The organism is Parazoarcus communis, assembly GCF_003111645.1.
Taxonomy (GTDB): Bacteria; Pseudomonadota; Gammaproteobacteria; order Burkholderiales; family Rhodocyclaceae; genus Parazoarcus; species Parazoarcus communis_A.
Genome location: NZ_CP022187.1, coordinates 2,576,640 through 2,595,504, shown reverse-complemented (window position 1 = coordinate 2,595,504; position 18,865 = coordinate 2,576,640). Strand labels below are relative to the sequence as shown.

General features: G+C 58.6%; 32 protein-coding genes. 31 read left to right on the top strand and 1 reads right to left on the bottom strand.

The annotated features are described in order from the left end of the window. The first annotated feature begins 103 nt into the window (after nucleotides 1-103). The 31 genes from fusA to galE all read left to right on the top strand — a co-directional run bounded on the left by fusA (nucleotide 104) and on the right by galE (nucleotide 18,474). The gene (gene fusA / locus CEW83_RS11905) at nucleotides 104-2,200 is read left to right on the top strand and encodes an elongation factor G (RefSeq protein WP_108949537.1); all 2,097 of its coding nucleotides are present in this window, start codon (nucleotides 104-106) and stop codon (nucleotides 2,198-2,200) included. Nucleotides 2,201-2,227: 27 nt separating this feature from the next. Then, nucleotides 2,228-3,418: an elongation factor Tu gene (tuf, locus tag CEW83_RS11900; RefSeq protein ID WP_108949536.1), complete on the top strand. Its 1,191-nt coding sequence runs from the start codon at nucleotides 2,228-2,230 to the stop codon at nucleotides 3,416-3,418. Between the two features lie 57 nt (nucleotides 3,419-3,475). After that, nucleotides 3,476-3,787: a 30S ribosomal protein S10 gene (gene rpsJ, locus CEW83_RS11895; protein ID WP_108949535.1), complete on the top strand. Its 312-nt coding sequence runs from the start codon at nucleotides 3,476-3,478 to the stop codon at nucleotides 3,785-3,787. Nucleotides 3,788-3,901: 114 nt separating this feature from the next. Further along, complete coding sequence (gene rplC, locus CEW83_RS11890; RefSeq protein WP_108949534.1) at nucleotides 3,902-4,540, top strand: 50S ribosomal protein L3; 639 nt, start codon at nucleotides 3,902-3,904, stop codon at nucleotides 4,538-4,540. A gap of 14 nt (nucleotides 4,541-4,554) precedes the next feature. After that, nucleotides 4,555-5,175: a 50S ribosomal protein L4 gene (gene rplD, locus CEW83_RS11885; RefSeq protein ID WP_108949533.1), complete on the top strand. Its 621-nt coding sequence runs from the start codon at nucleotides 4,555-4,557 to the stop codon at nucleotides 5,173-5,175. A 5-nt stretch (nucleotides 5,176-5,180) separates the two neighbouring features. Next, nucleotides 5,181-5,477, top strand: coding sequence for a 50S ribosomal protein L23 (gene rplW / locus CEW83_RS11880; RefSeq protein WP_269807787.1), 297 nt, complete (start codon nucleotides 5,181-5,183; stop codon nucleotides 5,475-5,477). Nucleotides 5,478-5,483: 6 nt separating this feature from the next. Then, complete coding sequence (gene rplB / locus CEW83_RS11875) at nucleotides 5,484-6,311, top strand: 50S ribosomal protein L2 (protein WP_108949531.1); 828 nt, start codon at nucleotides 5,484-5,486, stop codon at nucleotides 6,309-6,311. Nucleotides 6,312-6,321: 10 nt separating this feature from the next. Next, entirely contained in the window at nucleotides 6,322-6,597 is a 276-nt protein-coding gene (gene rpsS / locus CEW83_RS11870) for a 30S ribosomal protein S19 (RefSeq protein ID WP_108949530.1), read from the top strand. 2 nt (nucleotides 6,598-6,599) lie between these two features. Further along, nucleotides 6,600-6,929: a 50S ribosomal protein L22 gene (gene rplV / locus CEW83_RS11865; protein ID WP_108949529.1), complete on the top strand. Its 330-nt coding sequence runs from the start codon at nucleotides 6,600-6,602 to the stop codon at nucleotides 6,927-6,929. Between the two features lie 9 nt (nucleotides 6,930-6,938). Then, a complete protein-coding gene (rpsC, locus tag CEW83_RS11860) occupies nucleotides 6,939-7,694 on the top strand; it encodes a 30S ribosomal protein S3 (protein ID WP_108949528.1) in 756 nt (251 codons plus the stop codon). Further along, nucleotides 7,694-8,113: a 50S ribosomal protein L16 gene (rplP, locus tag CEW83_RS11855; protein WP_108951371.1), complete on the top strand. Its 420-nt coding sequence runs from the start codon at nucleotides 7,694-7,696 to the stop codon at nucleotides 8,111-8,113. Before rpsC ends, rplP begins: the two co-directional genes overlap by 1 nt. Continuing rightward, on the top strand, nucleotides 8,110-8,301 hold the full coding sequence (gene rpmC, locus CEW83_RS11850) for a 50S ribosomal protein L29 (RefSeq protein WP_108949527.1): 192 nt from the start codon (nucleotides 8,110-8,112) through the stop codon (nucleotides 8,299-8,301). Before rplP ends, rpmC begins: the two co-directional genes overlap by 4 nt. Further along, complete coding sequence (gene rpsQ / locus CEW83_RS11845; RefSeq protein ID WP_108949526.1) at nucleotides 8,301-8,570, top strand: 30S ribosomal protein S17; 270 nt, start codon at nucleotides 8,301-8,303, stop codon at nucleotides 8,568-8,570. The genes rpmC and rpsQ overlap by 1 nt, the downstream gene beginning before the upstream one ends. 150 nt (nucleotides 8,571-8,720) lie before the next feature. After that, nucleotides 8,721-9,089 carry a 50S ribosomal protein L14 gene (gene rplN, locus CEW83_RS11840; RefSeq protein WP_108949525.1) on the top strand — a complete coding sequence of 123 codons (369 nt, stop codon included), beginning with the start codon at nucleotides 8,721-8,723 and terminating at the stop codon, nucleotides 9,087-9,089. 12 nt (nucleotides 9,090-9,101) lie between these two features. Next, nucleotides 9,102-9,419 (top strand): 50S ribosomal protein L24, encoded by a 318-nt coding sequence (gene rplX, locus CEW83_RS11835; protein ID WP_108949524.1) that lies wholly within the window; start codon nucleotides 9,102-9,104, stop codon nucleotides 9,417-9,419. 9 nt (nucleotides 9,420-9,428) lie between these two features. Continuing rightward, entirely contained in the window at nucleotides 9,429-9,968 is a 540-nt protein-coding gene (rplE, locus tag CEW83_RS11830) for a 50S ribosomal protein L5 (protein WP_108949523.1), read from the top strand. 7 nt (nucleotides 9,969-9,975) lie between these two features. Then, nucleotides 9,976-10,281, top strand: coding sequence for a 30S ribosomal protein S14 (gene rpsN / locus CEW83_RS11825; protein ID WP_108949522.1), 306 nt, complete (start codon nucleotides 9,976-9,978; stop codon nucleotides 10,279-10,281). Nucleotides 10,282-10,293: 12 nt separating this feature from the next. After that, nucleotides 10,294-10,689: a 30S ribosomal protein S8 gene (gene rpsH, locus CEW83_RS11820; RefSeq protein ID WP_108949521.1), complete on the top strand. Its 396-nt coding sequence runs from the start codon at nucleotides 10,294-10,296 to the stop codon at nucleotides 10,687-10,689. Nucleotides 10,690-10,700: 11 nt separating this feature from the next. Continuing rightward, the gene (gene rplF / locus CEW83_RS11815; RefSeq protein WP_108949520.1) at nucleotides 10,701-11,234 is read left to right on the top strand and encodes a 50S ribosomal protein L6; all 534 of its coding nucleotides are present in this window, start codon (nucleotides 10,701-10,703) and stop codon (nucleotides 11,232-11,234) included. A gap of 11 nt (nucleotides 11,235-11,245) precedes the next feature. Further along, nucleotides 11,246-11,599, top strand: coding sequence for a 50S ribosomal protein L18 (gene rplR / locus CEW83_RS11810; RefSeq protein WP_108949519.1), 354 nt, complete (start codon nucleotides 11,246-11,248; stop codon nucleotides 11,597-11,599). A 12-nt stretch (nucleotides 11,600-11,611) separates the two neighbouring features. Then, nucleotides 11,612-12,136 carry a 30S ribosomal protein S5 gene (rpsE, locus tag CEW83_RS11805; protein WP_108949518.1) on the top strand — a complete coding sequence of 175 codons (525 nt, stop codon included), beginning with the start codon at nucleotides 11,612-11,614 and terminating at the stop codon, nucleotides 12,134-12,136. Between the two features lie 3 nt (nucleotides 12,137-12,139). Further along, nucleotides 12,140-12,322 carry a 50S ribosomal protein L30 gene (rpmD, locus tag CEW83_RS11800; protein WP_108949517.1) on the top strand — a complete coding sequence of 61 codons (183 nt, stop codon included), beginning with the start codon at nucleotides 12,140-12,142 and terminating at the stop codon, nucleotides 12,320-12,322. A gap of 1 nt (nucleotide 12,323) precedes the next feature. Next, nucleotides 12,324-12,761, top strand: coding sequence for a 50S ribosomal protein L15 (gene rplO / locus CEW83_RS11795; RefSeq protein WP_108949516.1), 438 nt, complete (start codon nucleotides 12,324-12,326; stop codon nucleotides 12,759-12,761). Between the two features lie 14 nt (nucleotides 12,762-12,775). Further along, on the top strand, nucleotides 12,776-14,101 hold the full coding sequence (gene secY, locus CEW83_RS11790; RefSeq protein WP_108949515.1) for a preprotein translocase subunit SecY: 1,326 nt from the start codon (nucleotides 12,776-12,778) through the stop codon (nucleotides 14,099-14,101). A gap of 245 nt (nucleotides 14,102-14,346) precedes the next feature. Next, nucleotides 14,347-14,460 carry a 50S ribosomal protein L36 gene (rpmJ, locus tag CEW83_RS11785; protein WP_011767118.1) on the top strand — a complete coding sequence of 38 codons (114 nt, stop codon included), beginning with the start codon at nucleotides 14,347-14,349 and terminating at the stop codon, nucleotides 14,458-14,460. A 53-nt stretch (nucleotides 14,461-14,513) separates the two neighbouring features. After that, a complete protein-coding gene (gene rpsM, locus CEW83_RS11780; protein ID WP_108949514.1) occupies nucleotides 14,514-14,876 on the top strand; it encodes a 30S ribosomal protein S13 in 363 nt (120 codons plus the stop codon). A 12-nt stretch (nucleotides 14,877-14,888) separates the two neighbouring features. Further along, nucleotides 14,889-15,278 carry a 30S ribosomal protein S11 gene (gene rpsK / locus CEW83_RS11775; RefSeq protein ID WP_108949513.1) on the top strand — a complete coding sequence of 130 codons (390 nt, stop codon included), beginning with the start codon at nucleotides 14,889-14,891 and terminating at the stop codon, nucleotides 15,276-15,278. A gap of 11 nt (nucleotides 15,279-15,289) precedes the next feature. After that, the gene (gene rpsD, locus CEW83_RS11770; RefSeq protein WP_108949512.1) at nucleotides 15,290-15,919 is read left to right on the top strand and encodes a 30S ribosomal protein S4; all 630 of its coding nucleotides are present in this window, start codon (nucleotides 15,290-15,292) and stop codon (nucleotides 15,917-15,919) included. Nucleotides 15,920-15,948: 29 nt separating this feature from the next. Beyond that, complete coding sequence (locus tag CEW83_RS11765; protein ID WP_234418789.1) at nucleotides 15,949-16,935, top strand: DNA-directed RNA polymerase subunit alpha; 987 nt, start codon at nucleotides 15,949-15,951, stop codon at nucleotides 16,933-16,935. 27 nt (nucleotides 16,936-16,962) lie between these two features. Continuing rightward, a complete protein-coding gene (gene rplQ / locus CEW83_RS11760; RefSeq protein WP_108949511.1) occupies nucleotides 16,963-17,361 on the top strand; it encodes a 50S ribosomal protein L17 in 399 nt (132 codons plus the stop codon). 90 nt (nucleotides 17,362-17,451) lie between these two features. Further along, nucleotides 17,452-18,474, top strand: a complete 1,023-nt coding sequence (galE, locus tag CEW83_RS11755) for a UDP-glucose 4-epimerase GalE (protein ID WP_108949510.1) — start codon at nucleotides 17,452-17,454, stop codon at nucleotides 18,472-18,474. 15 nt (nucleotides 18,475-18,489) lie between these two features. On the opposite strand, the gene CEW83_RS11750 is transcribed toward galE, so the two are convergent. Continuing rightward, the gene (locus CEW83_RS11750) at nucleotides 18,490-18,789 is read right to left on the bottom strand and encodes a hypothetical protein (protein WP_108949509.1); all 300 of its coding nucleotides are present in this window, start codon (nucleotides 18,787-18,789) and stop codon (nucleotides 18,490-18,492) included. Nucleotides 18,790-18,865: the final 76 nt, after the last annotated feature.

The following is an 18,865-nucleotide window of genomic DNA, read 5'->3' as shown; positions in this document are numbered from 1 at the left end:
TTATTGGTGGCGGTGTTTCGAGCCCTGTATAGGGCTCGATTGTTTTTAACGAAACGAACGGTTCATCGCGCATGCTGCGCGAATAACGTAAGGCAGGTAAAACGTGGCTCGCAAGACTCCTATTGAGCGCTACCGCAACATCGGTATCTCAGCGCACATCGACGCCGGCAAGACGACAACGACCGAGCGCATCCTTTTCTACACCGGTGTCAATCACAAGATTGGTGAAGTGCATGATGGCGCCGCCACCATGGACTGGATGGCGCAAGAGCAGGAGCGCGGGATCACGATTACCTCCGCTGCGACGACCTGCTTCTGGAAGGGCATGGAAATGTCCTATCCCGAGCACCGCTTCAACATCATCGACACCCCGGGACACGTTGACTTCACGATCGAAGTCGAGCGTTCCATGCGTGTGCTCGATGGCGCGTGCATGGTCTATTGCGCTGTGGGTGGTGTTCAGCCGCAGTCGGAAACCGTGTGGCGTCAGGCTACCAAGTACAAGGTTCCTCGTCTGGCCTTCGTGAACAAGATGGACCGCTCCGGCGCCAACTTCTTCAAGGTCGTCGAGCAGATGAAGCAGCGCCTGAAGGCAAATCCCGTGCCGATCGTGATTCCTATCGGTGCCGAAGATACCTTTACCGGTGTTGTCGATCTGGTTCGCATGAAGGCGATCATCTGGGACGAAGCGTCCCAGGGCATGAAGTTCGAGTACAAAGAGATTCCTGCAGAGCTCGTCGAGCTTGCAAACGAGTGGCGCGAACAGATGGTTGAGGCGGCTGCAGAAGCCAACGAAGACCTGATGAACGAGTACCTCGAGAACGGTGATCTGTCGCCTGAGAAGATCAATGCCGGTCTGCGTCAGCGTACGCTGGCTTGCGAAATTCAGCCGATGCTCTGCGGTACCGCATTCAAGAACAAGGGTGTCCAGCGCATGCTCGACGCCGTCATCGAGCTGCTGCCGTCGCCGGTGGATATTCCCCCGGTCGTTGGTATCGATGACGACGAGAAGGAAACTTCGCGCAAGGCTGACGACAAGGAAAAGTTCTCGGCGCTTGCATTCAAGCTCATGACCGACCCGTTCGTCGGTCAGCTGACCTTTGTACGTGTTTACTCCGGTGTGCTGAACTCCGGTGAGACCGTGCTGAACTCGGTGAAGGGCAAGAAAGAGCGTATCGGCCGGATCCTGCAGATGCACGCCAACGAGCGTGAAGAAATCAAGGAAGTGCTGGCCGGCGACATCGCAGCCTGCGTGGGTCTGAAGGAAGTGACCACGGGTGAAACCCTGTGTGATCCAAGCGCACCCATCATTCTTGAGCGCATGATCTTCCCGGATCCGGTGATTCACGTTGCCGTTGAGCCGAAGACCAAGAGCGACCAGGAGCGCATGGGTATCGCGCTGGGTCGTCTGGCTGCAGAAGATCCGTCGTTCCGCGTGCGTACTGACGAAGAATCTGGTCAGACCATCATCTCGGGTATGGGCGAATTGCACCTCGAGATCATCGTCGACCGCATGAAGCGTGAGTTCAACGTCGAAGCAAACGTCGGTGCGCCTCAGGTCGCATACCGCGAGGCAATCCGCAAGGCTGTCGAGCAGGAAGGCAAGTTCGTCAAGCAGTCTGGTGGTCGCGGTCAGTACGGTCACGTGTGGATCAAGCTCGAGCCGAACGAAACCGGCAAGGGTTACGAATTCGTCGATGCGATCAAGGGTGGTGTGGTTCCGCGCGAATACATCCCTGCTGTCGACAAGGGTCTGCAGGACACGCTGCCGAACGGCGTGCTCGCCGGCTTCCCGGTCGTGGATGTGAAGGTCACGCTGTTTGACGGTTCCTACCACGATGTCGACTCGAACGAAAACGCGTTCAAGATGGCTGCTTCGATGGCCTTCAAGGATGCAATGCGCAAGGCCAACCCCGTGCTGCTCGAGCCGATGATGGCTGTTGTGGTCGAGACGCCTGAGGACTACATGGGTAACGTGATGGGCGACCTGTCGGGTCGTCGCGGCATCGTTCAGGGCATGGAAGACCTCATCGGTGGTGTGAAAGAGATCAAGGCTGAAGTGCCGCTTGCCGAGATGTTCGGTTACGCGACCCAGCTGCGCTCGCTGTCACAGGGTCGTGCGACCTATTCGATGGAATTCAAGCACTACTCGGAAGCGCCCAAGAGCGTCGCCGAGGCAGTGATCAACAATCGCAAGTAATCAACGATCTAAAGCGAGGATTTAGTAATGGCTAAGGGTAAGTTTGAGCGTACGAAGCCGCACGTAAACGTTGGCACGATTGGCCACGTTGACCATGGCAAGACCACGCTGACGGCGGCAATCACGACGATTCTGTCGAAGAAGTTCGGTGGCGAGGCCAAGGACTATGCGTCGATCGACAGCGCGCCTGAAGAAAAGGCACGCGGTATCACGATCAACACCGCACACGTCGAGTACGAAACCGAGAATCGTCACTACGCTCACGTTGACTGCCCGGGTCACGCTGACTACGTGAAGAACATGATTACCGGTGCTGCGCAGATGGACGGCGCGATCCTGGTGTGTTCGGCCGCTGACGGCCCGATGCCCCAGACTCGCGAGCACATTCTGCTGGCGCGTCAGGTTGGTGTTCCGTACATCATCGTGTTCCTGAACAAGTGCGACATGGTCGACGACGAAGAGCTGCTTGAGCTCGTCGAGATGGAAGTTCGCGAGCTGTTGTCCAAGTACGACTTCCCGGGCGACGATGTGCCCATCGTCAAGGGTTCGGCGCTGAAGGCGCTCGAGGGTGACCAGTCGCCGATCGGCGAGCCGGCCATTTTCGAACTGGCTGCTGCGCTTGACAGCTACATCCCGACGCCTGAGCGTGCAATCGACAAGCCCTTCCTGCTGCCGATCGAAGACGTGTTCTCGATCTCCGGTCGCGGTACCGTGGTGACCGGTCGTGTTGAGCGCGGTGTCGTCAAGGTCGGTGAAGAAATCGAAATCGTGGGTATCAAGGCCACGGTCAAGACCACCTGCACCGGCGTTGAAATGTTCCGCAAGCTGCTTGACCAGGGTCAGGCTGGCGACAACGTTGGCGTGCTGCTGCGCGGCACCAAGCGTGAAGACGTCGAGCGTGGCCAGGTGCTGTGCAAGCCGGGTTCGATCAAGCCGCACACCCACTTCACGGGTGAGGTGTATGTACTGTCGAAGGAAGAGGGCGGTCGTCACACCCCGTTCTTCGCGAACTACCGTCCGCAGTTCTACTTCCGTACCACGGACGTGACCGGTTCGATCACGCTGCCGGAAGGCACCGAGATGGTCATGCCGGGCGACAACGTGTCGATCACCGTCAAGCTGATCGCCCCGATCGCCATGGAAGAAGGTCTGCGCTTCGCAATTCGCGAAGGTGGCCGTACTGTTGGCGCCGGTGTCGTCGCCAAGATCATCGAGTAACATCAAAACTGCGCGGGGCCACAGGGCTCCGCGCATTCGCTCTTTGGGAACAAAATCATGCAAAGCCAGAAAATCCGCATCCGCCTGAAAGCTTTCGACTACCGCCTGATCGATCAGTCGGCACTCGAAATCGTTGATACCGCCAAGCGCACCGGCGCTGTCGTCCGTGGCCCCGTGCCGTTGCCGACGCGTATCGAGCGTTTTGACTTGCTGCGCTCGCCGCACGTCAACAAGGCGTCGCGCGACCAGATGGAAATCCGTACTCACCAGCGCCTGATGGACATCGTGGATCCGACCGACAAGACGGTTGATGCACTGATGAAGCTGGATCTGCCGGCTGGTGTGGATGTAGAGATCAAGCTGCAGTAATAAACGCGCTTGCATTTATTTCGATGGGGCCGGTATAATCCGGCCCTTGTGCCTTTTGGTGCAATTTATTTGTTCGACCCCCGGTCAATCGAAACCGGGAATCAGGAGAAAAAAATGAGTCTAGGCCTTGTAGGGCGCAAGGTCGGCATGACTCGCATCTTTGCTGAGGATGGCAGGACCATCCCGGTGACGGTGCTTGACGTGTCCGACAACCGTGTGTCCCAGATCAAGACGCCTGAAACCGACGGCTATGCCGCGGTCCAGGTCGCTGTAGGTAAGCGTCGCGCCAGTCGCGTCGTGAAATCGCTCGCCGGGCATCTCGCCAAGGCGGGTGTCGAGCCCTGCCGCATTCTGCGCGAGTTCCGCGTTGATGCCGAGCAAGTCTCCGGCTTCAAGGCTGGTGACGCCGTCGGTGCTGATCTGTTCGCTGTTGGCCAGAAGGTCGACGTGACGGGTGTCACCATCGGTAAGGGTTTCTCCGGTGTTCAGAAGCGTCACAACTTCGCATCGAACCGCGCGTCGCACGGTAACTCAGTGTCGCACAATTCGCCGGGTTCGATTGGTATGGCGCAGGACCCGGGTCGTGTGTTTCCTGGTAAGCGCATGGCTGGTCAATACGGCAACGTTCAGCGCACCACGCAAGGTCTCGAGATCGTGCGTGTTGATGTCGAACGTCAACTGCTCCTGATCAAGGGCGCGGTGCCGGGCTCCAAGGGTGGCGACGTAGTCGTTCGTCCCGCGGTCAAGGCTTGAGGGGCGATTACGCAATGGAACTGAAATTATTGAATGATCAGGGTCAGGCTGCGTCGACGCTGCAGGCGTCTGACGTGCTGTTTGGCCGTGAATACAACGAAGCGCTGATTCACCAGCTCGTGACCGCCTATCAGGCGAATGCACGTTCGGGTAATCGTGCCCAGAAGGGTCGTGCCGAGGTTAACAAATCGACGCGCAAGCCTTTCCGTCAGAAAGGTACGGGTAATGCTCGTGCCGGTATGGCGTCCAGCCCGCTCTGGCGTGGCGGCGGCAAGATCTTCCCGAACTCGCCCGACGAGAACTTCTCGCAGAAGGTCAACCGCAAGATGTATCGCGCCGGTGTTGCCGCGATTCTCTCGCAGCTGGCTCGCGAAGACCGTCTTGCTGTGGTCGAGGATTTCAGCGTTGAGGCGCCGAAGACCCGCATGCTGGTTCAGAAGCTCAAGGGTATGGGTCTGGACTCCGTGCTGGTGATCACCGATGGCCTGGACGAGAACCTGTTCTTGTCCTCGCGCAACCTGAATCAGGTGCTGGTGCTCGACGTTCACGAGGCCGATCCGGTTTCGCTGGTGCGTTTCCCGAAGGTGCTGGTCACCAAGGGTGCGCTGGCAAAGATGGAGGAATCGTGGCAATGAGCGCTATTACTCAGGAACGTCTGCTGCAGGTGTTGCTCGCCCCTCAGATCTCCGAAAAGGCGACCTATGTCGCCGACAAGAACGAGCAGGTGGTGTTCAAGGTCGCGTCCGACGCAACCAAGCCCGAAGTGAAGGCGGCTGTTGAGCTGCTGTTCAAGGTGCAGGTTGAGTCGGTTCAGGTCCTGAACGTCAAGGGCAAGGTCAAGCGTTCGGGTCGCACCGTCGGCCGTCGCAAAGACTGGAAGAAGGCCTTCGTTTGCCTCAAGCCCGGCCAGGAAATCAACTTTGCGGCTGGGGAGTAATCAATTATGGCACTGGTAAAACTCAAGCCTACCTCCGCCGGCCGTCGTGCGATGGTCAAGGTGGTCAACGCCGACCTCTACAAGGGCCGTCCTTTCGACGGTCTGCTCGAGAAGAAGAGCAGCAAGGCCGGTCGTAACAACACGGGTCGCATCACGGTGCGTCACCAGGGTGGTGGTCACAAGCAGCACTACCGCGTCATCGATTTCCGTCGCAACAAGGACGGCGTCGTTGCCAAGGTTGAGCGCATCGAGTACGACCCGAACCGTTCGGCAAACATCGCACTGCTGTGCTACGCCGATGGCGAGCGTCGTTACATCATCGCTCCGCGCGGTGTGGTCGTCGGCCAGCAGGTCGTGAGTGGCGTAGAAGCTCCGATCAAGGCCGGTAACGCGCTGCCGATCCGGAACATTCCGGTCGGTTCCACCATTCACTGTGTGGAAATGATGCCTGGCAAGGGTGCGCAGATGGCGCGCGCTGCCGGTACGTCGGTTCAGCTGCTGGCGCGTGAGGGCGTTTACGCTCAGCTGCGTCTGCGCTCGGGCGAGATTCGTCGTGTTCACGTCGAATGTCGTGCCACGATCGGCGAAGTCGGTAACGAAGAGCACAGCCTGCGCAAGATCGGCAAGGCTGGTGCAAACCGCTGGCGTGGTATCCGCCCGACGGTTCGTGGTGTTGCCATGAACCCGGTGGATCACCCGCATGGTGGTGGTGAAGGTCGTACCGGCGAAGGTCGCGTTTCGGTCAGCCCGTGGGGCACGCCTGCTAAGGGTTACCGTACCCGTAGCAACAAGCGTACCGACACGATGATCGTGCAGCGTCGTCACAAGCGTTAAGGGGTAACAGATGGCACGTTCTATTAAGAAAGGCCCGTTCATCGACGCGCACCTTCTGAAGAAGGTCGACGCCGCACGGGCGAGCAACGACAAGCGTCCGGTCAAGACCTGGTCGCGTCGTTCCACCGTCCTGCCCGACTTTGTCGGCCTGACGATTGCAGTCCATAACGGTCGTCAGCACATCCCGGTCTACGTGTCCGAGAACATGGTCGGCCACAAGCTGGGCGAGTTTGCTCTGACGCGTACCTTCAAGGGCCACGCTGCGAGCAAGAAGGCTAAGAGGTAATCATGGAAACCAAAGCAATTCTCCGTGGTGTGCGCCTCTCAGCGCAGAAAGGCCGCCTCGTGGCCGATCTGGTTCGCGGTCGTTCCGTTGATCAGGCTCTGAATGTCCTGGCTTTTTCGCCGAAAAAGGGCGCAAAGATCATTCGCAAGGTTGTCGAATCGGCAATCGCGAACGCCGAGCACAATGACGGCGCCGATATCGATGCGCTGAAGGTCAAGACGATTCATGTGGAAGAGGGCACCACCCTCAAGCGCTTCACGGCGCGTGCGAAAGGGCGCGGAAATCGTATTTCCAAGCCTACCTGCCACATTTACGTGACCGTCGGCGAGTAAGGAGGATATATGGGTCAGAAAATACATCCCACCGGATTCCGCCTCGCCGTTACGCGTGACTGGACTTCCCGCTGGTACGCATCGAGCCAGGACTTCTCGAAAATGCTTCAGGAAGATCTGAAGGTTCGGGATTACCTGAAAAAGCGCCTTTCGCACGCGTCCGTTGCGCGTGTGGTCATCGAGCGTCCCGCCAAGAACGCGCGCATCACGCTGTACAGCGCGCGTCCGGGTGTGGTCATCGGCAAGAAGGGCGAAGACATCGAAGCACTCAAGCGCGATCTGCAGCAGATCGTAGGTGTGCCGGTGCATGTGAACATTGAAGAAGTTCGCAAGCCCGAGATCGACGCCAAGCTGATCGCCGATTCGATCGCTCAGCAGCTCGAGAAGCGCATCATGTTCCGTCGCGCCATGAAGCGTGCGATGCAGAATGCAATGCGCCTTGGTGCCCAGGGCATCAAGATCATGAGTGCCGGTCGTCTGAACGGCGCCGAGATCGCGCGTACCGAGTGGTACCGCGAAGGTCGTGTGCCGCTTCACACCCTGCGTGCAAACATCGATTACGGTGTTTCCGAAGCCAAGACCACGTACGGCATCATCGGTATCAAGGTCTGGGTTTACAAGGGCGAGATGCTTGGTCGCAACGAGCAGCCGGTGGTCGCAGAACCCGAAGCCGATAACCGCCGTGGCCGCCGTGGCGCGCCCCGTGATGGTGAAGGCCGTCCGGGTCGTCGTCCCGCTCGCCGCGAAGATAGCAGGAGTGAATGATGCTGCAGCCGTCGAGAAGAAAGTATCGTAAGGAGCAGAAAGGCCGCAACACGGGTGTTGCCACCCGTGGTGCCAAGGTCAGCTTCGGTGACTTCGGTCTGAAGGCAGTCGGGCGTGGTCGCCTGACCGCTCGTCAGATTGAAGCGGCGCGTCGTGCAATGACGCGTCACATCAAGCGTGGTGGCCGGATCTGGATCCGCATTTTCCCGGACAAGCCGATTTCGCGTAAGCCGGCTGAAGTTCGAATGGGTAACGGTAAGGGCAATCCCGAGTACTGGGTCGCTGAGATTCAGCCGGGCAAGGTGCTCTACGAAATGGATGGTGTTGACGAAGCGCTCGCGCGTGAAGCTTTCCGGCTTGCCGCCGCCAAGCTTCCGCTTGAGACCGTATTTGTGACCCGTCAGTTGGGGCAAGCATGAAAGCGAGTGAACTCCGCGCCAAGAGCGCAGATGAATTGAACCAGGAGTTGCTCGAGCTGTTGAAAGCGCAGTTTTCCCTGCGCATGCAACTTGCAACACAGCAGCTTGGCAACACGAGCCAAATGGGTAAGGTGCGTCGCGACATCGCGCGTGTCCGTACGCTCCTTCGCGAAAAGGCGGGTGCATAATGAGCGAGCAAGCAGAAAAGGTTCGCCGCGCCCTCGTTGGGCGTGTCGTGAGCGACAAGATGGACAAGACGGTAACCGTTCTGGTCGAGCGCCGGGTCAAGCACCCGCTGTACGGCAAGATCATTACCCGTTCTGCCAAGTACCACGCGCATGTTGAAAATGGCGCTGCAACGCAGGGTGACCTCGTCGAAATCGAAGAGTGTCGTCCGATGTCGCGGACCAAAACCTGGCGTGTAACGCAAGTGCTCGAAAAGGCACGTGTGATCTGATCAGGTTGGTTTGCAATTTTTGCAAGAACAGCTTGGCGCTCCGGTGCCAAGCTGTTATACTTTCAAATCTTGCTCCGGGATTCGTCGGGGCATCCTACCCTGACGGGTTCCAATACTGACCGCGCTGCGGGATAAGTTGGAGATAAATTCATGATTCAAATGCAGTCCAGGCTCGATGTAGCCGACAACACTGGCGCGCGCTCGGTGATGTGCATCAAGGTACTCGGCGGTTCAAGACGTCGTTATGCCGGCATCGGTGACATTATCAAGGTCACCGTCAAGGATGCTGCACCCCGTGGTCGTGTCAAGAAGGGTGATGTATACAACGCGGTTGTTGTGCGTACCGCCAAGGGTGTCCGTCGTCCGGATGGCTCCCTGGTCAAGTTCGACAACAATGCTGCTGTGCTTTTGAATAACAAGCTCGAGCCCATCGGCACCCGTATCTTTGGGCCCGTGACGCGTGAGCTGCGCTCCGAGCGGTTCATGAAGATCGTCTCGCTGGCGCCCGAAGTGCTCTGAGGAGTCGATGAGATGAACAAGATCCGCAAGGGTGATGAAGTTGTGGTGCTGACGGGTAAAGACCGTGGGCGCCGTGGCTCGGTGCTCCGTCGTGTAGATGACGAGCGTCTGGTGGTTGAGGGTGTGAACCGGGTGAAGAAGCATGTTCGCCCGAATCCCCTCAAGGGTGAGGTCGGTGGCATTGTCGAGAAAGAAATGCCGATCCATGTTTCGAACATCGCGCTGTTCAATCCCGCGTCGCAGAAAGCTGATCGCGTCGGGATCAAGGTGCTTGAGGACGGCCGCAAGGCACGCTTCTTCAAGTCGAATGGCGAGCTGGTGGATGCGTAAGGAGTGACAATGGCTCGCTTGCAACAAGTTTATAAGGACGCTGTAGTGCCCGAGCTGCTCAAGCAGTTTGGCTACAAGTCCGTCATGGAAGTGCCGCGCATCACCAAGATCACCCTGAATATGGGTGTGGGTGAAGCTGTTGGTGACAAGAAAGTGCTCGAGCACGCAATCGGCGACATGACCAAGATTGCTGGTCAGAAGCCGGTAGCGACGAAAGCTCGCAAATCGATTGCCGGCTTCAAGATTCGTGACGGCTATCCGATTGGCTGCATGGTCACCCTGCGCGGTCCGAAGATGTACGAATTCCTCGATCGACTGGTGACCATCGCGTTGCCGCGCGTTCGTGACTTCCGTGGTATCGCTGCCAAGGGCTTTGATGGCCGTGGCAACTACAACCTCGGTGTCAAAGAGCAGATCATCTTCCCGGAAATCGAGTACGACAAGATCGACGCGCTGCGCGGGATGAACATCAGCATCACGACGACGGCTAAGAATGACCAGGAAGCGCGTGCGCTGCTGGGTGCATTCAAGTTCCCGTTCAAGAATTGAGGGTGATATGGCGAAACTGGCTCTGATCAATCGTGAAGAAAAGCGCCGCAAGACGGTGGAGAAGTACGCCGCCAAGCGTGCTGCGCTCAACGCACAGATCAACGATATGAAGCTGCCGGAAGAAGAGCGCATGTCCGCTCGTCTCGCGCTGCAGCAGCTGCCGCGCAATTCGAGTCCTTCGCGTGGTCGTAACCGCTGCGCTCTGACGGGTCGTCCGCGTGGCGTTTTCCGCAAGTTTGGTCTGTGTCGTAACAAGCTGCGTGAAATTGCTTTCCGCGGTGAAGTGCCCGGCATGACCAAGGCGAGCTGGTAAGGAGAATAGAAGATGAGTATGTCCGATCCGATCGCCGACATGCTGACGCGTATTCGCAATGGGCAGCAAGCCCAGAAAGCGAACGTGAGCATGCCCTCGTCGAAGCTTAAGGTCGCAATCGCCAAGGTTCTTCAGGACGAAGGCTATATCGACGGTTACGTCGTGCATGACGCAGACGGCAAGGCGCAGCTTGAAGTTGCGCTGAAGTATTACGCCGGTCGTCCGGTTATCGAGCGCATTGACCGCGTCAGCCGTCCCGGCCTCCGCGTGTACAAGGGCAGCGAAGATCTGCCGCGCGTGATGAATGGTCTGGGTGTCGCCATCGTGTCGACGCCCCGTGGTGTGATGACCGATCGTGCAGCCCGCTCCAGCCGGGTTGGCGGTGAAGTCATCTGCCTCGTGGCCTAAAGGGGGATTTCATGTCTCGTGTAGCTAAGAATCCGGTCGCAATTCCGAGTGGTGTCGAGGTTACGATCTCGGCAGCCGAAATCGCGGTCAAGGGGCCGCTCGGTGTCATCCGCCAGGCGCTCAGCTCGGCAGTGACGGTCGAGCGCGATGGCGACAACCTCGTGTGCAAGGCGCGCGAAGGTGTCGTCAATGCTGGCGCCATGTCCGGAACCGTGCGTTCGTTGGTGAACAACATGGTTACCGGCGTGACGAAGGGCTTCGAGCGCAAGCTCAACCTGGTCGGCGTTGGTTATCGCGCGCAGGCTCAGGGCGACAAGTTGAATCTCTCGCTGGGTTTCTCCCACCCCGTCGTGCACCAGTTGCCCGCCGGCGTGAAGGCTGAAACTCCCACTCAAACCGAGATCGTGATCAAGGGTATCGACAAGCAGCAAGTCGGTCAGGTCGCGGCCGAGGTGCGGGCATACCGCGCTCCCGAACCCTACAAGGGCAAGGGCGTCCGTTATTCGGACGAAGTGGTTGTGCTCAAGGAAACCAAGAAGAAGTAAGGCGGTTCGTCATGAACAGAAAAGAAACTCGTCTTCGCCGTGCGCGTAAAACTCGCGCCAAGCTCGCGGAGCTCAAGGCGGTGCGCCTCACCGTGTTCCGTTCCAATGCGCACATGTATGCCCAGGTGATTTCCGGCTGCGGCTCCCGCGTACTCGCGGCTGCCTCCACCGTCGAACCTGCGGTTCGTGCCGAGCTTGCCAATGGCGGCAACAAACAAGCAGCTGCAGTGGTCGGCAAGTTGATTGCCGAGCGCGCCAAGGCTGCCGGGATCGAGACGGTTGCGTTTGACCGCTCGGGCTTCCTCTATCACGGCCGCGTCAAGACGTTGGCTGAGGCTGCCCGCGAAGGCGGCCTTAAGTTCTAAGCGAGGATTCGAATGGCTAAGCAGCAAACCAAGCGCCCGCAAGCCTCCGAGGAGCGCGACGACGGCATGCGCGAAAAGATGGTCGCGATCAATCGCGTTACCAAGGTTGTGAAGGGTGGTCGTATTCTCGGCTTCGCTGCACTGACCGTGGTGGGCGATGGCGATGGCGGCATCGGTATGGGCAAGGGCAAGTCCCGTGAAGTTCCGGTGGCAGTTCAGAAGGCGATGGACGAAGCCCGTCGCAAGCTGGCTAAGGTGTCGCTCAAGAACGGTACGCTTCAGCATACCGTGATCGGCAAGCACGGCGCCGCCTCGGTGCTCATGCAGCCGGCTCCCGGCGGTACCGGCATCATTGCCGGTGGTCCGATGCGCGCTGTGTTCGAGGTGATGGGCGTTACCGACATCATCTGCAAGTGCATCGGTTCGACCAACCCGTACAACGTGGTGCGTGCCACGATCAACGGGCTGATGGCGATCAACACCCCGTCGGAGATTGCAGCCAAGCGCGGCAAGACCGTCGAAGAGATTCTGGGGTAAGCGATGACCGACAAGAAAATCAAGGTCACGCTTGTGAAAAGCGTGATCGGAACCAAGCAATCGCACCGCGCGACGGTTCGTGGTCTGGGCCTTCGTCGCCTGAACCACTGCGTCGAGTTGATCGATACGCCGGAAGTTCGCGGCATGATCAACAAGGTGTCCTATCTGGTTAAGTACGAGGCTTGATATGCGCCTGAATACGATTAAACCGGGCGCTGGCTCGAAGTCTGCAGCCAAGCGCGTAGGTCGTGGTATCGGTAGCGGCCTGGGCAAGACCTGCGGCCGTGGTCACAAGGGACAGAAGTCCCGTGCCGGCGGTTTCCACAAGGTTGGCTTCGAGGGCGGTCAGATGCCCCTGCAGCGCCGCCTGCCGAAGCGTGGCTTTGTCTCGCTGACGCGTGCTCGCAATGCTGAAGTCCGCCTGTCCGAACTGGCTGCTCTGCCGGTCGAGGAAGTGGATCTGCTGGTATTGATGCAGGCTGGAATCGTTCCGGCTGACTCGCTTTCGGCAAAGGTTGTTCTGTCGGGCGAAATCAGCAAGAAAGTGATCCTTCGGGGCGTTGGTGCTACTCGTGGCGCACGCGCTGCCATCGAGGCCGCCGGCGGTTCCGTCTCGGCTGAGTAAGCAAAGGTACGATTGTGGCCAAACCAGCTGCCGCGGTAGGGAATCCCGGGCGTTTTGGCGATCTCAAGAACCGACTGCTGTTTTTGCTCGGTGCCTTGATTGTTTATCGCCTCGGCGCTCACATTCCCGTTCCCGGAATTGATCCCGAACGGCTTGCGGAGTTGTTCCAGTCGCAAGCCGGCGGAATCCTTGGGGTCTTCAACCTTTTTTCTGGCGGGGCGCTGTCGCGCTTCACGATCTTCGCGCTGGGGATCATGCCTTACATTTCCGCGTCCATCATCATGCAGTTGATGACGGTGGCAGTGCCTCACTTCGAGGCCCTGAAAAAGGAAGGTGAGGCTGGCCGGCGCAAGATCACCCAGTACACGCGTTACGGTACCCTGGTGCTGGCATTAGCGCAGTCCCTCGGGATTGCAATGGCGCTCGAAGGGCAGGCCGGGCTGGTGCTCGATCCGGGGCTGACGTTCCGGCTGGTGAGCGTAGCGACTCTGGTCACGGGAACGATGTTCCTGATGTGGCTGGGGGAGCAGATCACCGAGCGTGGCATTGGCAACGGCATTTCCATCATCATCTTTGCCGGTATTGCTGCAGGTTTGCCTAGCGCGATTGGCGGGTTGTTCGAACTGGTTCGTACCGGTGCGATGCATCCTTTCACTGCGTTGCTGATCTGTGTGCTGGTAGTGGTGGTGACAGGGTTTGTGGTCTTTGTCGAACGAGGACAACGAAAGATCCTGGTGAATTACGCAAAGCGTCAGGTCGGCAACAAGGTGTACGGTGGGCAGAGCTCCCATCTTCCGCTGAAGCTGAACATGTCGGGTGTGATTCCACCGATTTTCGCCTCGAGTATCATCCTGTTCCCGGCAACGCTGGGGCAGTGGTTCGGTGCGTCAGAGGGCATGACGTGGTTGCGTGACATTTCATCTACGCTCGCTCCCGGGCAGCCGATCTATGTCATGTTGTACGCAGTCGCGATCGTGTTTTTCTGCTTTTTCTATACGGCTCTGGTGTTCAACGCCCGCGAAACTGCAGATAACCTGAAGAAGAGCGGTGCTTTTGTCCCTGGAATCCGTCCGGGCGATCAGACGGCGCGCTATATCGACAAGATTCTGATGCGTCTTACGTTGGCCGGTGCGGTGTATATCACGCTGGTCTGCCTGTTGCCCGAGTTTCTGATCCTGAAGTGGAACGTACCGTTCTATTTCGGCGGGACCTCGCTGCTGATCATCGTGGTCGTAACGATGGACTTCATGGCACAGGTTCAGGCGTACGTCATGTCGCACCAGTACGAAAGCCTGTTGAAGAAGGCGAACTTCAAGGGAGCAGGTCTCCCGATGAGGTGATCGCCGGCAACGGCGAGTGGTGTGATCAGGATTCCGGTAGGGCCCCAGGGTCCTCCGGGATGGCGGCCAGAGTCAGGCTCGAATGCGACCCCAGGTTGCGCGAGCGCATCTTCGGAAGCGGCAGGCTCGATTGCCTGCTGTCTTTCGCAAGAACAGGTAGCGGTCCAGCTGACGCCGAGTGACCCGGCCAAAGGGTCGGATCGTGTTCCGGACCATGTAGAAGATATTAGAAACAGGAGCAAAGCATGAGAGTTCAGGCTTCAGTAAAGAGGATCTGCCGCAATTGCAAGATCATCCGTCGCAAGGGTGTGGTGCGCGTTATCTGCACCGATCCGCGACACAAGCAGCGCCAGGGTTGATCTTGTCAGTCCTAGGTATTAAAATTTAATGTTTAGCGTTTTGGGGTAAACGAATGGCCCGTATTGCTGGGGTAAACATTCCCAACCACAAGCATGCCGAGATCGCGCTGACCGCTGTCTATGGGATCGGCCGTTCGCGTGCTCAAAAGATTTGCGATGCTGCTGCTATTGCCCGCAACGTCAAGGTCAAGGACCTTACGGAGTCGGACATGGAGAAGCTGCGCGATGAAGTGGCTCGGTTTGTGGTAGAAGGCGACCTGCGTCGCGAAGTCACCATGAACATCAAGCGTCTGATGGACCTGGGTTGCTACCGTGGTGTCCGTCACCGTCGTGGTTTGCCGTGTCGCGGTCAGCGCACCAAGACCAATGCTCGTACCCGCAAGGGCCCGCGCAAGTCGATCGCTGGCAAGAAGTGATAGGATTTAATTATGGCTAAGACTGCAACAAAGGTCCGTAAGAAGATCAAGAAGAACGTCGCTGAAGGAATCGTGCACGTTCACGCGAGCTTCAACAACACGATCATTACGATCACCGACCGTCAAGGCAATGCTCTTTCATGGGCAACCTCAGGCGGCGCTGGCTTCAAGGGTTCGCGCAAGAGCACGCCGTTTGCTGCTCAGGTCGCAGGCGAAGCGGCTGGCAAAGTGGCGCTGGAATGCGGCATCAAGAATCTTGAAGTGCGCATCAAGGGCCCCGGCCCAGGGCGTGAGTCTGCGGTTCGTGCGTTGAATGCACTGGGGATCAAGATCTCCAGCATCACCGATATCACGCCGATCCCGCACAACGGCTGCCGTCCGCCCAAAAAGCGCCGTATCTAAGGAGTTGAAACGTGGCTCGTAATCTCGACCCGAAGTGCCGTCAGTGCCGTCGCGAGGGTGAAAAACTGTTCCTGAAGGCTGAGAAGTGCTTCACCGATAAATGCGCCATCGAGCGTCGTGCCTATGCGCCCGGCCAGCATGGTCAGCGTTCCGGTCAGCGTCTTTCCGGCTATGGCGTACAACTTCGCGAAAAGCAGAAGATCCGTCGTCTTTACGGCGTGCTCGAAGCGCAGTTCCGCCGTGTTTATTCCGAAGCCGATCGTCGTCGCGGTCAGACGGGTGAAAACCTGCTGCAGCTGCTCGAAGGTCGTCTCGACTCCGTTGCCTATCGCATGGGCTTCGGTGGTTCGCGTGCTGAATCGCGCCAGGTTGTTCGTCACAACGGCGTCCTCGTGAATGGCAAGCGTGTGAACATCCCGTCGTACCTGGTCAAGCCGGGCGACGTGGTCGAACTCGTTGAGCGCGTTCGTGGTCATCTGCGTGTCAAGGCTGCGCTTGAAGCAGCTGAGTCCCGCGGCTTTCCCGAGTGGATCGAGATGGATGCCAAGGCTGGTAAGGGTGTCTTCAAGGCCTACCCGCAGCGTAGCGAACTGCCGCCCACAATCAACGAAGGTCTGGTTGTGGAACTGTACTCCCGCTAATTGGGAGTCGAGCTTCTAGTTCCGAGGAAATGTTGATGCAAAGCAATGCACTGCTGAAACCGCGCATCATCGACGTCCAGAGCATCTCGCCCGTCCAGGCGAGAGTGACGATGGAACCGTTCGAGCGCGGGTTTGGCCATACCCTGGGGAATGCGCTGCGGCGCATCCTCCTTTCCTCGCTGCCGGGGCATGCAGCGACGGAAGTGACGATCGAAGGCGTCCTGCACGAGTACTCGACGCTGGATGGCATGCGTGAAGATATCGTCGATCTCCTGCTCAACCTGAAGGGTGTGGTGTTCAAACTCCACAACCGCAGCGAGACGACTCTTCGTCTCGTCAAGTCGGGTGAAGGCTTGGTGACTGCCGCCGATATCGAAACCGGACATGACGTCGATATCATCAACCCGGGGCATGTGATTGCGCATCTGGCACCCGGTGGCAACCTCGATATGCAGATCAAGATCGAGGAAGGCCGCGGTTATGTTCCGGGCACGAGCCGGCCGGCGAATGGCGAGAGCAAGACTATCGGACGCATCGTTCTCGATGCCTCCTTCAGTCCTGTTCGGCGCGTGAGCTACCTGGTCGAAAGCGCTCGTGTGGAACAGCGTACCGATCTGGACAGACTGGTTATCGATATCGAGACCAACGGTGCTGTTGATCCGGAAGAGGCGATCCGTTATGCGGCTCGCGTGCTGATGGATCAGCTGTCGGTGTTTGCCGACCTCGAAGGCACGCCGGTTACCGATGTCGTGAAGCCTGAAGTGACGATTGACCCGGTGTTGTTGCGCCCGGTTGATGATCTCGAGTTGACGGTGCGTTCGGCCAATTGTCTCAAGGCCGAGAACATCTATTACATCGGTGATCTGATCCAGCGTACCGAAACCGAGTTGCTCAAGACGCCGAACCTCGGCCGCAAGTCGCTGAATGAGATCAAGGAAGTGTTGGCCACTCGTGGGCTGACCCTGGGGATGAAACTGGAAAACTGGCCGCCGGCTGGGCTCGAGAAGCTCGGTTAATCGGTATCAGTGAAGTGAGGAATTAATATGCGTCACCGTAATGGTCTTCGCAAGCTGAACCGGACCAGCAGCCATCGTCAGGCGATGTTCCGTAACATGGCTAACGCTCTGCTGCGCCATGAAGTAATCAAGACGACGCTCCCGAAGGCGAAGGAACTGCGTCGGGTCGTCGAGCCGATGATCACGCTGGGCAAGAAGCCGAGCCTGGCAAATCGTCGTCTGGCATTCGATCGCCTGCGCGACCGCGAAATGGTCGTCAAGTTGTTTGACGCGCTGGGTCCTCGTTACGCATCGCGTAACGGCGGTTACCTTCGCATCCTGAAGTGCGGTTTCCGTGATGGCGACAATGCACCGATGGCTTTCGTCGAGCTGCTCGACCGTCCGGAAACGGACGTCGTCGTTGAAGAAGAAGCAGTTGCTGCCTGAGCTGGATCTTTGTAAGATTCGCTTGGTATAAAAAAGGTCGGGGATACCCGGCCTTTTTTTCGTCTCTTACGTGCTGCGCGGAGGTTGCGGATGAGCGTGATTCTTGTGACGGGCGGAGCCGGCTATATCGGCTCGCACACCTGCCTGGCCTTGCTCCGGGGGGGGCATGAAGTGGTGGTGGTCGACGATTACTCGAACGCGTCGCCGCTGGCCTTGACGCGTGTGGAAGCGCTTGCTGGCAGGAGGTTCCGGGCGGTTATCGAAGCGGACGTGCGCAATCGTGATGCGCTCAGGAAAGTGTTCTCGGAATACGCGGTCACCGCAGTCATTCATTTCGCGGCAAAGAAGGCGGTTGGCGAGTCGGTGCGGATGCCGCTCGCGTACTACGATAACAATCTGGGTGGCCTGTTTTCGCTGCTGGAAGTGATGGGCGAATTCGGTGTCAAACGCATCGTCTTCAGTTCATCGGCAACGGTATATGGTGATCCGGTCACGGTGCCGATCACTGAGTCCTTCCCGACGCAGGCGACCAATCCGTATGGCCGCACCAAGCTGATGAGCGAAGAAATTCTGACCGACCTCGCTGCGGCCGACCCCGGCTGGAAAGTGGTGCTGCTGCGCTACTTCAATCCGGTCGGTGCTGACGAGAGTGGGCAGATTGGCGAAGATCCGAGCGGTATCCCCAATAACCTGATGCCGTATGTGAGCCAGGTCGCGGTGGGCAAACTTGGTGAGTTGCAGGTGTTCGGGAACGACTATCCTACGCGCGATGGTACGGGTGTTCGGGACTATATCCATGTGGTGGATCTGGCGCGCGGTCATGTGAGTGCGGTGGAACGCTTCGACTCCTTGCCGTCGCTGTCGGCGATCAACCTCGGCACGGGTCGTGGCTACAGCGTGCTTGAGGTCGTGCTTGCGTTTGAGAAGGCCTCGGGCTGTCCGGTGCCGTTCCGCATCGTGCCGCGCAGGGACGGCGATGTGGCGGAGTGCTGGGCCGATCCTGCGCTGGCAGAGCAGGTGCTCGGTTGGCGTGCCGAGCGTGGCCTCGATACGATGTGCGAGGATGCGTGGCGCTGGCAGCAGGGGAATCCGGACGGCTATCGTCAGGCTTGAACGCCTGTTTCCGCGCTACCAGTTGCGGCGGATGCGGTTCTTGTATTGCACATCGTGAGGCAGTACCCCCTGCATGGCGTCGATGTGGGTGCGAAAGGCCTCCGCAGCCCGCGCCAGGTCGTCGGCGCTGAGCTCGGACAACTCCCGCTGCCGTGCCGTCATGCGTGCGAGCTGATCAAAGCTGTGCTTTCGCGCCTGTTCGTCGGCCGGAAGATAGAGGCCGAGTCCGGCGTCCTTCAAGGTCTTCAGAAAACGTATGCGTCGTTCGACACGCTGCGCGTACTGCATTCTGGCTGTGCTGTCCGGCTCGGTCATGGCGTACCTCGATCAGGTTGTCAATCGCACTATCCTTATACGACTAAGGTAGCAGTGCAAGCATCAGTGGCCGGTC

What these genes read in the sequence shown, in the direction of transcription:
- rpsH (WP_108949521.1), top strand. Translation starts at nt 10,294, where the DNA reads ATGAGTATGTCCGATCCGATCGCCGACATGCTGACGCGTATTCGCAAT.
- rpmJ (WP_011767118.1), top strand. Translation starts at nt 14,347, where the DNA reads ATGAGAGTTCAGGCTTCAGTAAAGAGGATCTGCCGCAATTGCAAGATC.
- rplC (WP_108949534.1), top strand. Translation starts at nt 3,902, where the DNA reads ATGAGTCTAGGCCTTGTAGGGCGCAAGGTCGGCATGACTCGCATCTTT.
- rpsM (WP_108949514.1), top strand. Translation starts at nt 14,514, where the DNA reads ATGGCCCGTATTGCTGGGGTAAACATTCCCAACCACAAGCATGCCGAG.
- rplB (WP_108949531.1), top strand. Translation starts at nt 5,484, where the DNA reads ATGGCACTGGTAAAACTCAAGCCTACCTCCGCCGGCCGTCGTGCGATG.
- rplQ (WP_108949511.1), top strand. Translation starts at nt 16,963, where the DNA reads ATGCGTCACCGTAATGGTCTTCGCAAGCTGAACCGGACCAGCAGCCAT.
- rplN (WP_108949525.1), top strand. Translation starts at nt 8,721, where the DNA reads ATGATTCAAATGCAGTCCAGGCTCGATGTAGCCGACAACACTGGCGCG.
- rplE (WP_108949523.1), top strand. Translation starts at nt 9,429, where the DNA reads ATGGCTCGCTTGCAACAAGTTTATAAGGACGCTGTAGTGCCCGAGCTG.
- rpsE (WP_108949518.1), top strand. Translation starts at nt 11,612, where the DNA reads ATGGCTAAGCAGCAAACCAAGCGCCCGCAAGCCTCCGAGGAGCGCGAC.
- rplF (WP_108949520.1), top strand. Translation starts at nt 10,701, where the DNA reads ATGTCTCGTGTAGCTAAGAATCCGGTCGCAATTCCGAGTGGTGTCGAG.
- rpsK (WP_108949513.1), top strand. Translation starts at nt 14,889, where the DNA reads ATGGCTAAGACTGCAACAAAGGTCCGTAAGAAGATCAAGAAGAACGTC.
- rplD (WP_108949533.1), top strand. Translation starts at nt 4,555, where the DNA reads ATGGAACTGAAATTATTGAATGATCAGGGTCAGGCTGCGTCGACGCTG.
- galE (WP_108949510.1), top strand. Translation starts at nt 17,452, where the DNA reads ATGAGCGTGATTCTTGTGACGGGCGGAGCCGGCTATATCGGCTCGCAC.
- rpsC (WP_108949528.1), top strand. Translation starts at nt 6,939, where the DNA reads ATGGGTCAGAAAATACATCCCACCGGATTCCGCCTCGCCGTTACGCGT.
- rpmD (WP_108949517.1), top strand. Translation starts at nt 12,140, where the DNA reads ATGACCGACAAGAAAATCAAGGTCACGCTTGTGAAAAGCGTGATCGGA.
- rpsJ (WP_108949535.1), top strand. Translation starts at nt 3,476, where the DNA reads ATGCAAAGCCAGAAAATCCGCATCCGCCTGAAAGCTTTCGACTACCGC.
- CEW83_RS11765 (WP_234418789.1), top strand. Translation starts at nt 15,949, where the DNA reads ATGTTGATGCAAAGCAATGCACTGCTGAAACCGCGCATCATCGACGTC.
- tuf (WP_108949536.1), top strand. Translation starts at nt 2,228, where the DNA reads ATGGCTAAGGGTAAGTTTGAGCGTACGAAGCCGCACGTAAACGTTGGC.
- rplP (WP_108951371.1), top strand. Translation starts at nt 7,694, where the DNA reads ATGCTGCAGCCGTCGAGAAGAAAGTATCGTAAGGAGCAGAAAGGCCGC.
- rpsQ (WP_108949526.1), top strand. Translation starts at nt 8,301, where the DNA reads ATGAGCGAGCAAGCAGAAAAGGTTCGCCGCGCCCTCGTTGGGCGTGTC.
- CEW83_RS11750 (WP_108949509.1), bottom strand. Translation starts at nt 18,789, where the DNA reads ATGACCGAGCCGGACAGCACAGCCAGAATGCAGTACGCGCAGCGTGTC.
- rpmC (WP_108949527.1), top strand. Translation starts at nt 8,110, where the DNA reads ATGAAAGCGAGTGAACTCCGCGCCAAGAGCGCAGATGAATTGAACCAG.
- rplX (WP_108949524.1), top strand. Translation starts at nt 9,102, where the DNA reads ATGAACAAGATCCGCAAGGGTGATGAAGTTGTGGTGCTGACGGGTAAA.
- rpsS (WP_108949530.1), top strand. Translation starts at nt 6,322, where the DNA reads ATGGCACGTTCTATTAAGAAAGGCCCGTTCATCGACGCGCACCTTCTG.
- rpsN (WP_108949522.1), top strand. Translation starts at nt 9,976, where the DNA reads ATGGCGAAACTGGCTCTGATCAATCGTGAAGAAAAGCGCCGCAAGACG.
- rplO (WP_108949516.1), top strand. Translation starts at nt 12,324, where the DNA reads ATGCGCCTGAATACGATTAAACCGGGCGCTGGCTCGAAGTCTGCAGCC.
- rplV (WP_108949529.1), top strand. Translation starts at nt 6,600, where the DNA reads ATGGAAACCAAAGCAATTCTCCGTGGTGTGCGCCTCTCAGCGCAGAAA.
- rplR (WP_108949519.1), top strand. Translation starts at nt 11,246, where the DNA reads ATGAACAGAAAAGAAACTCGTCTTCGCCGTGCGCGTAAAACTCGCGCC.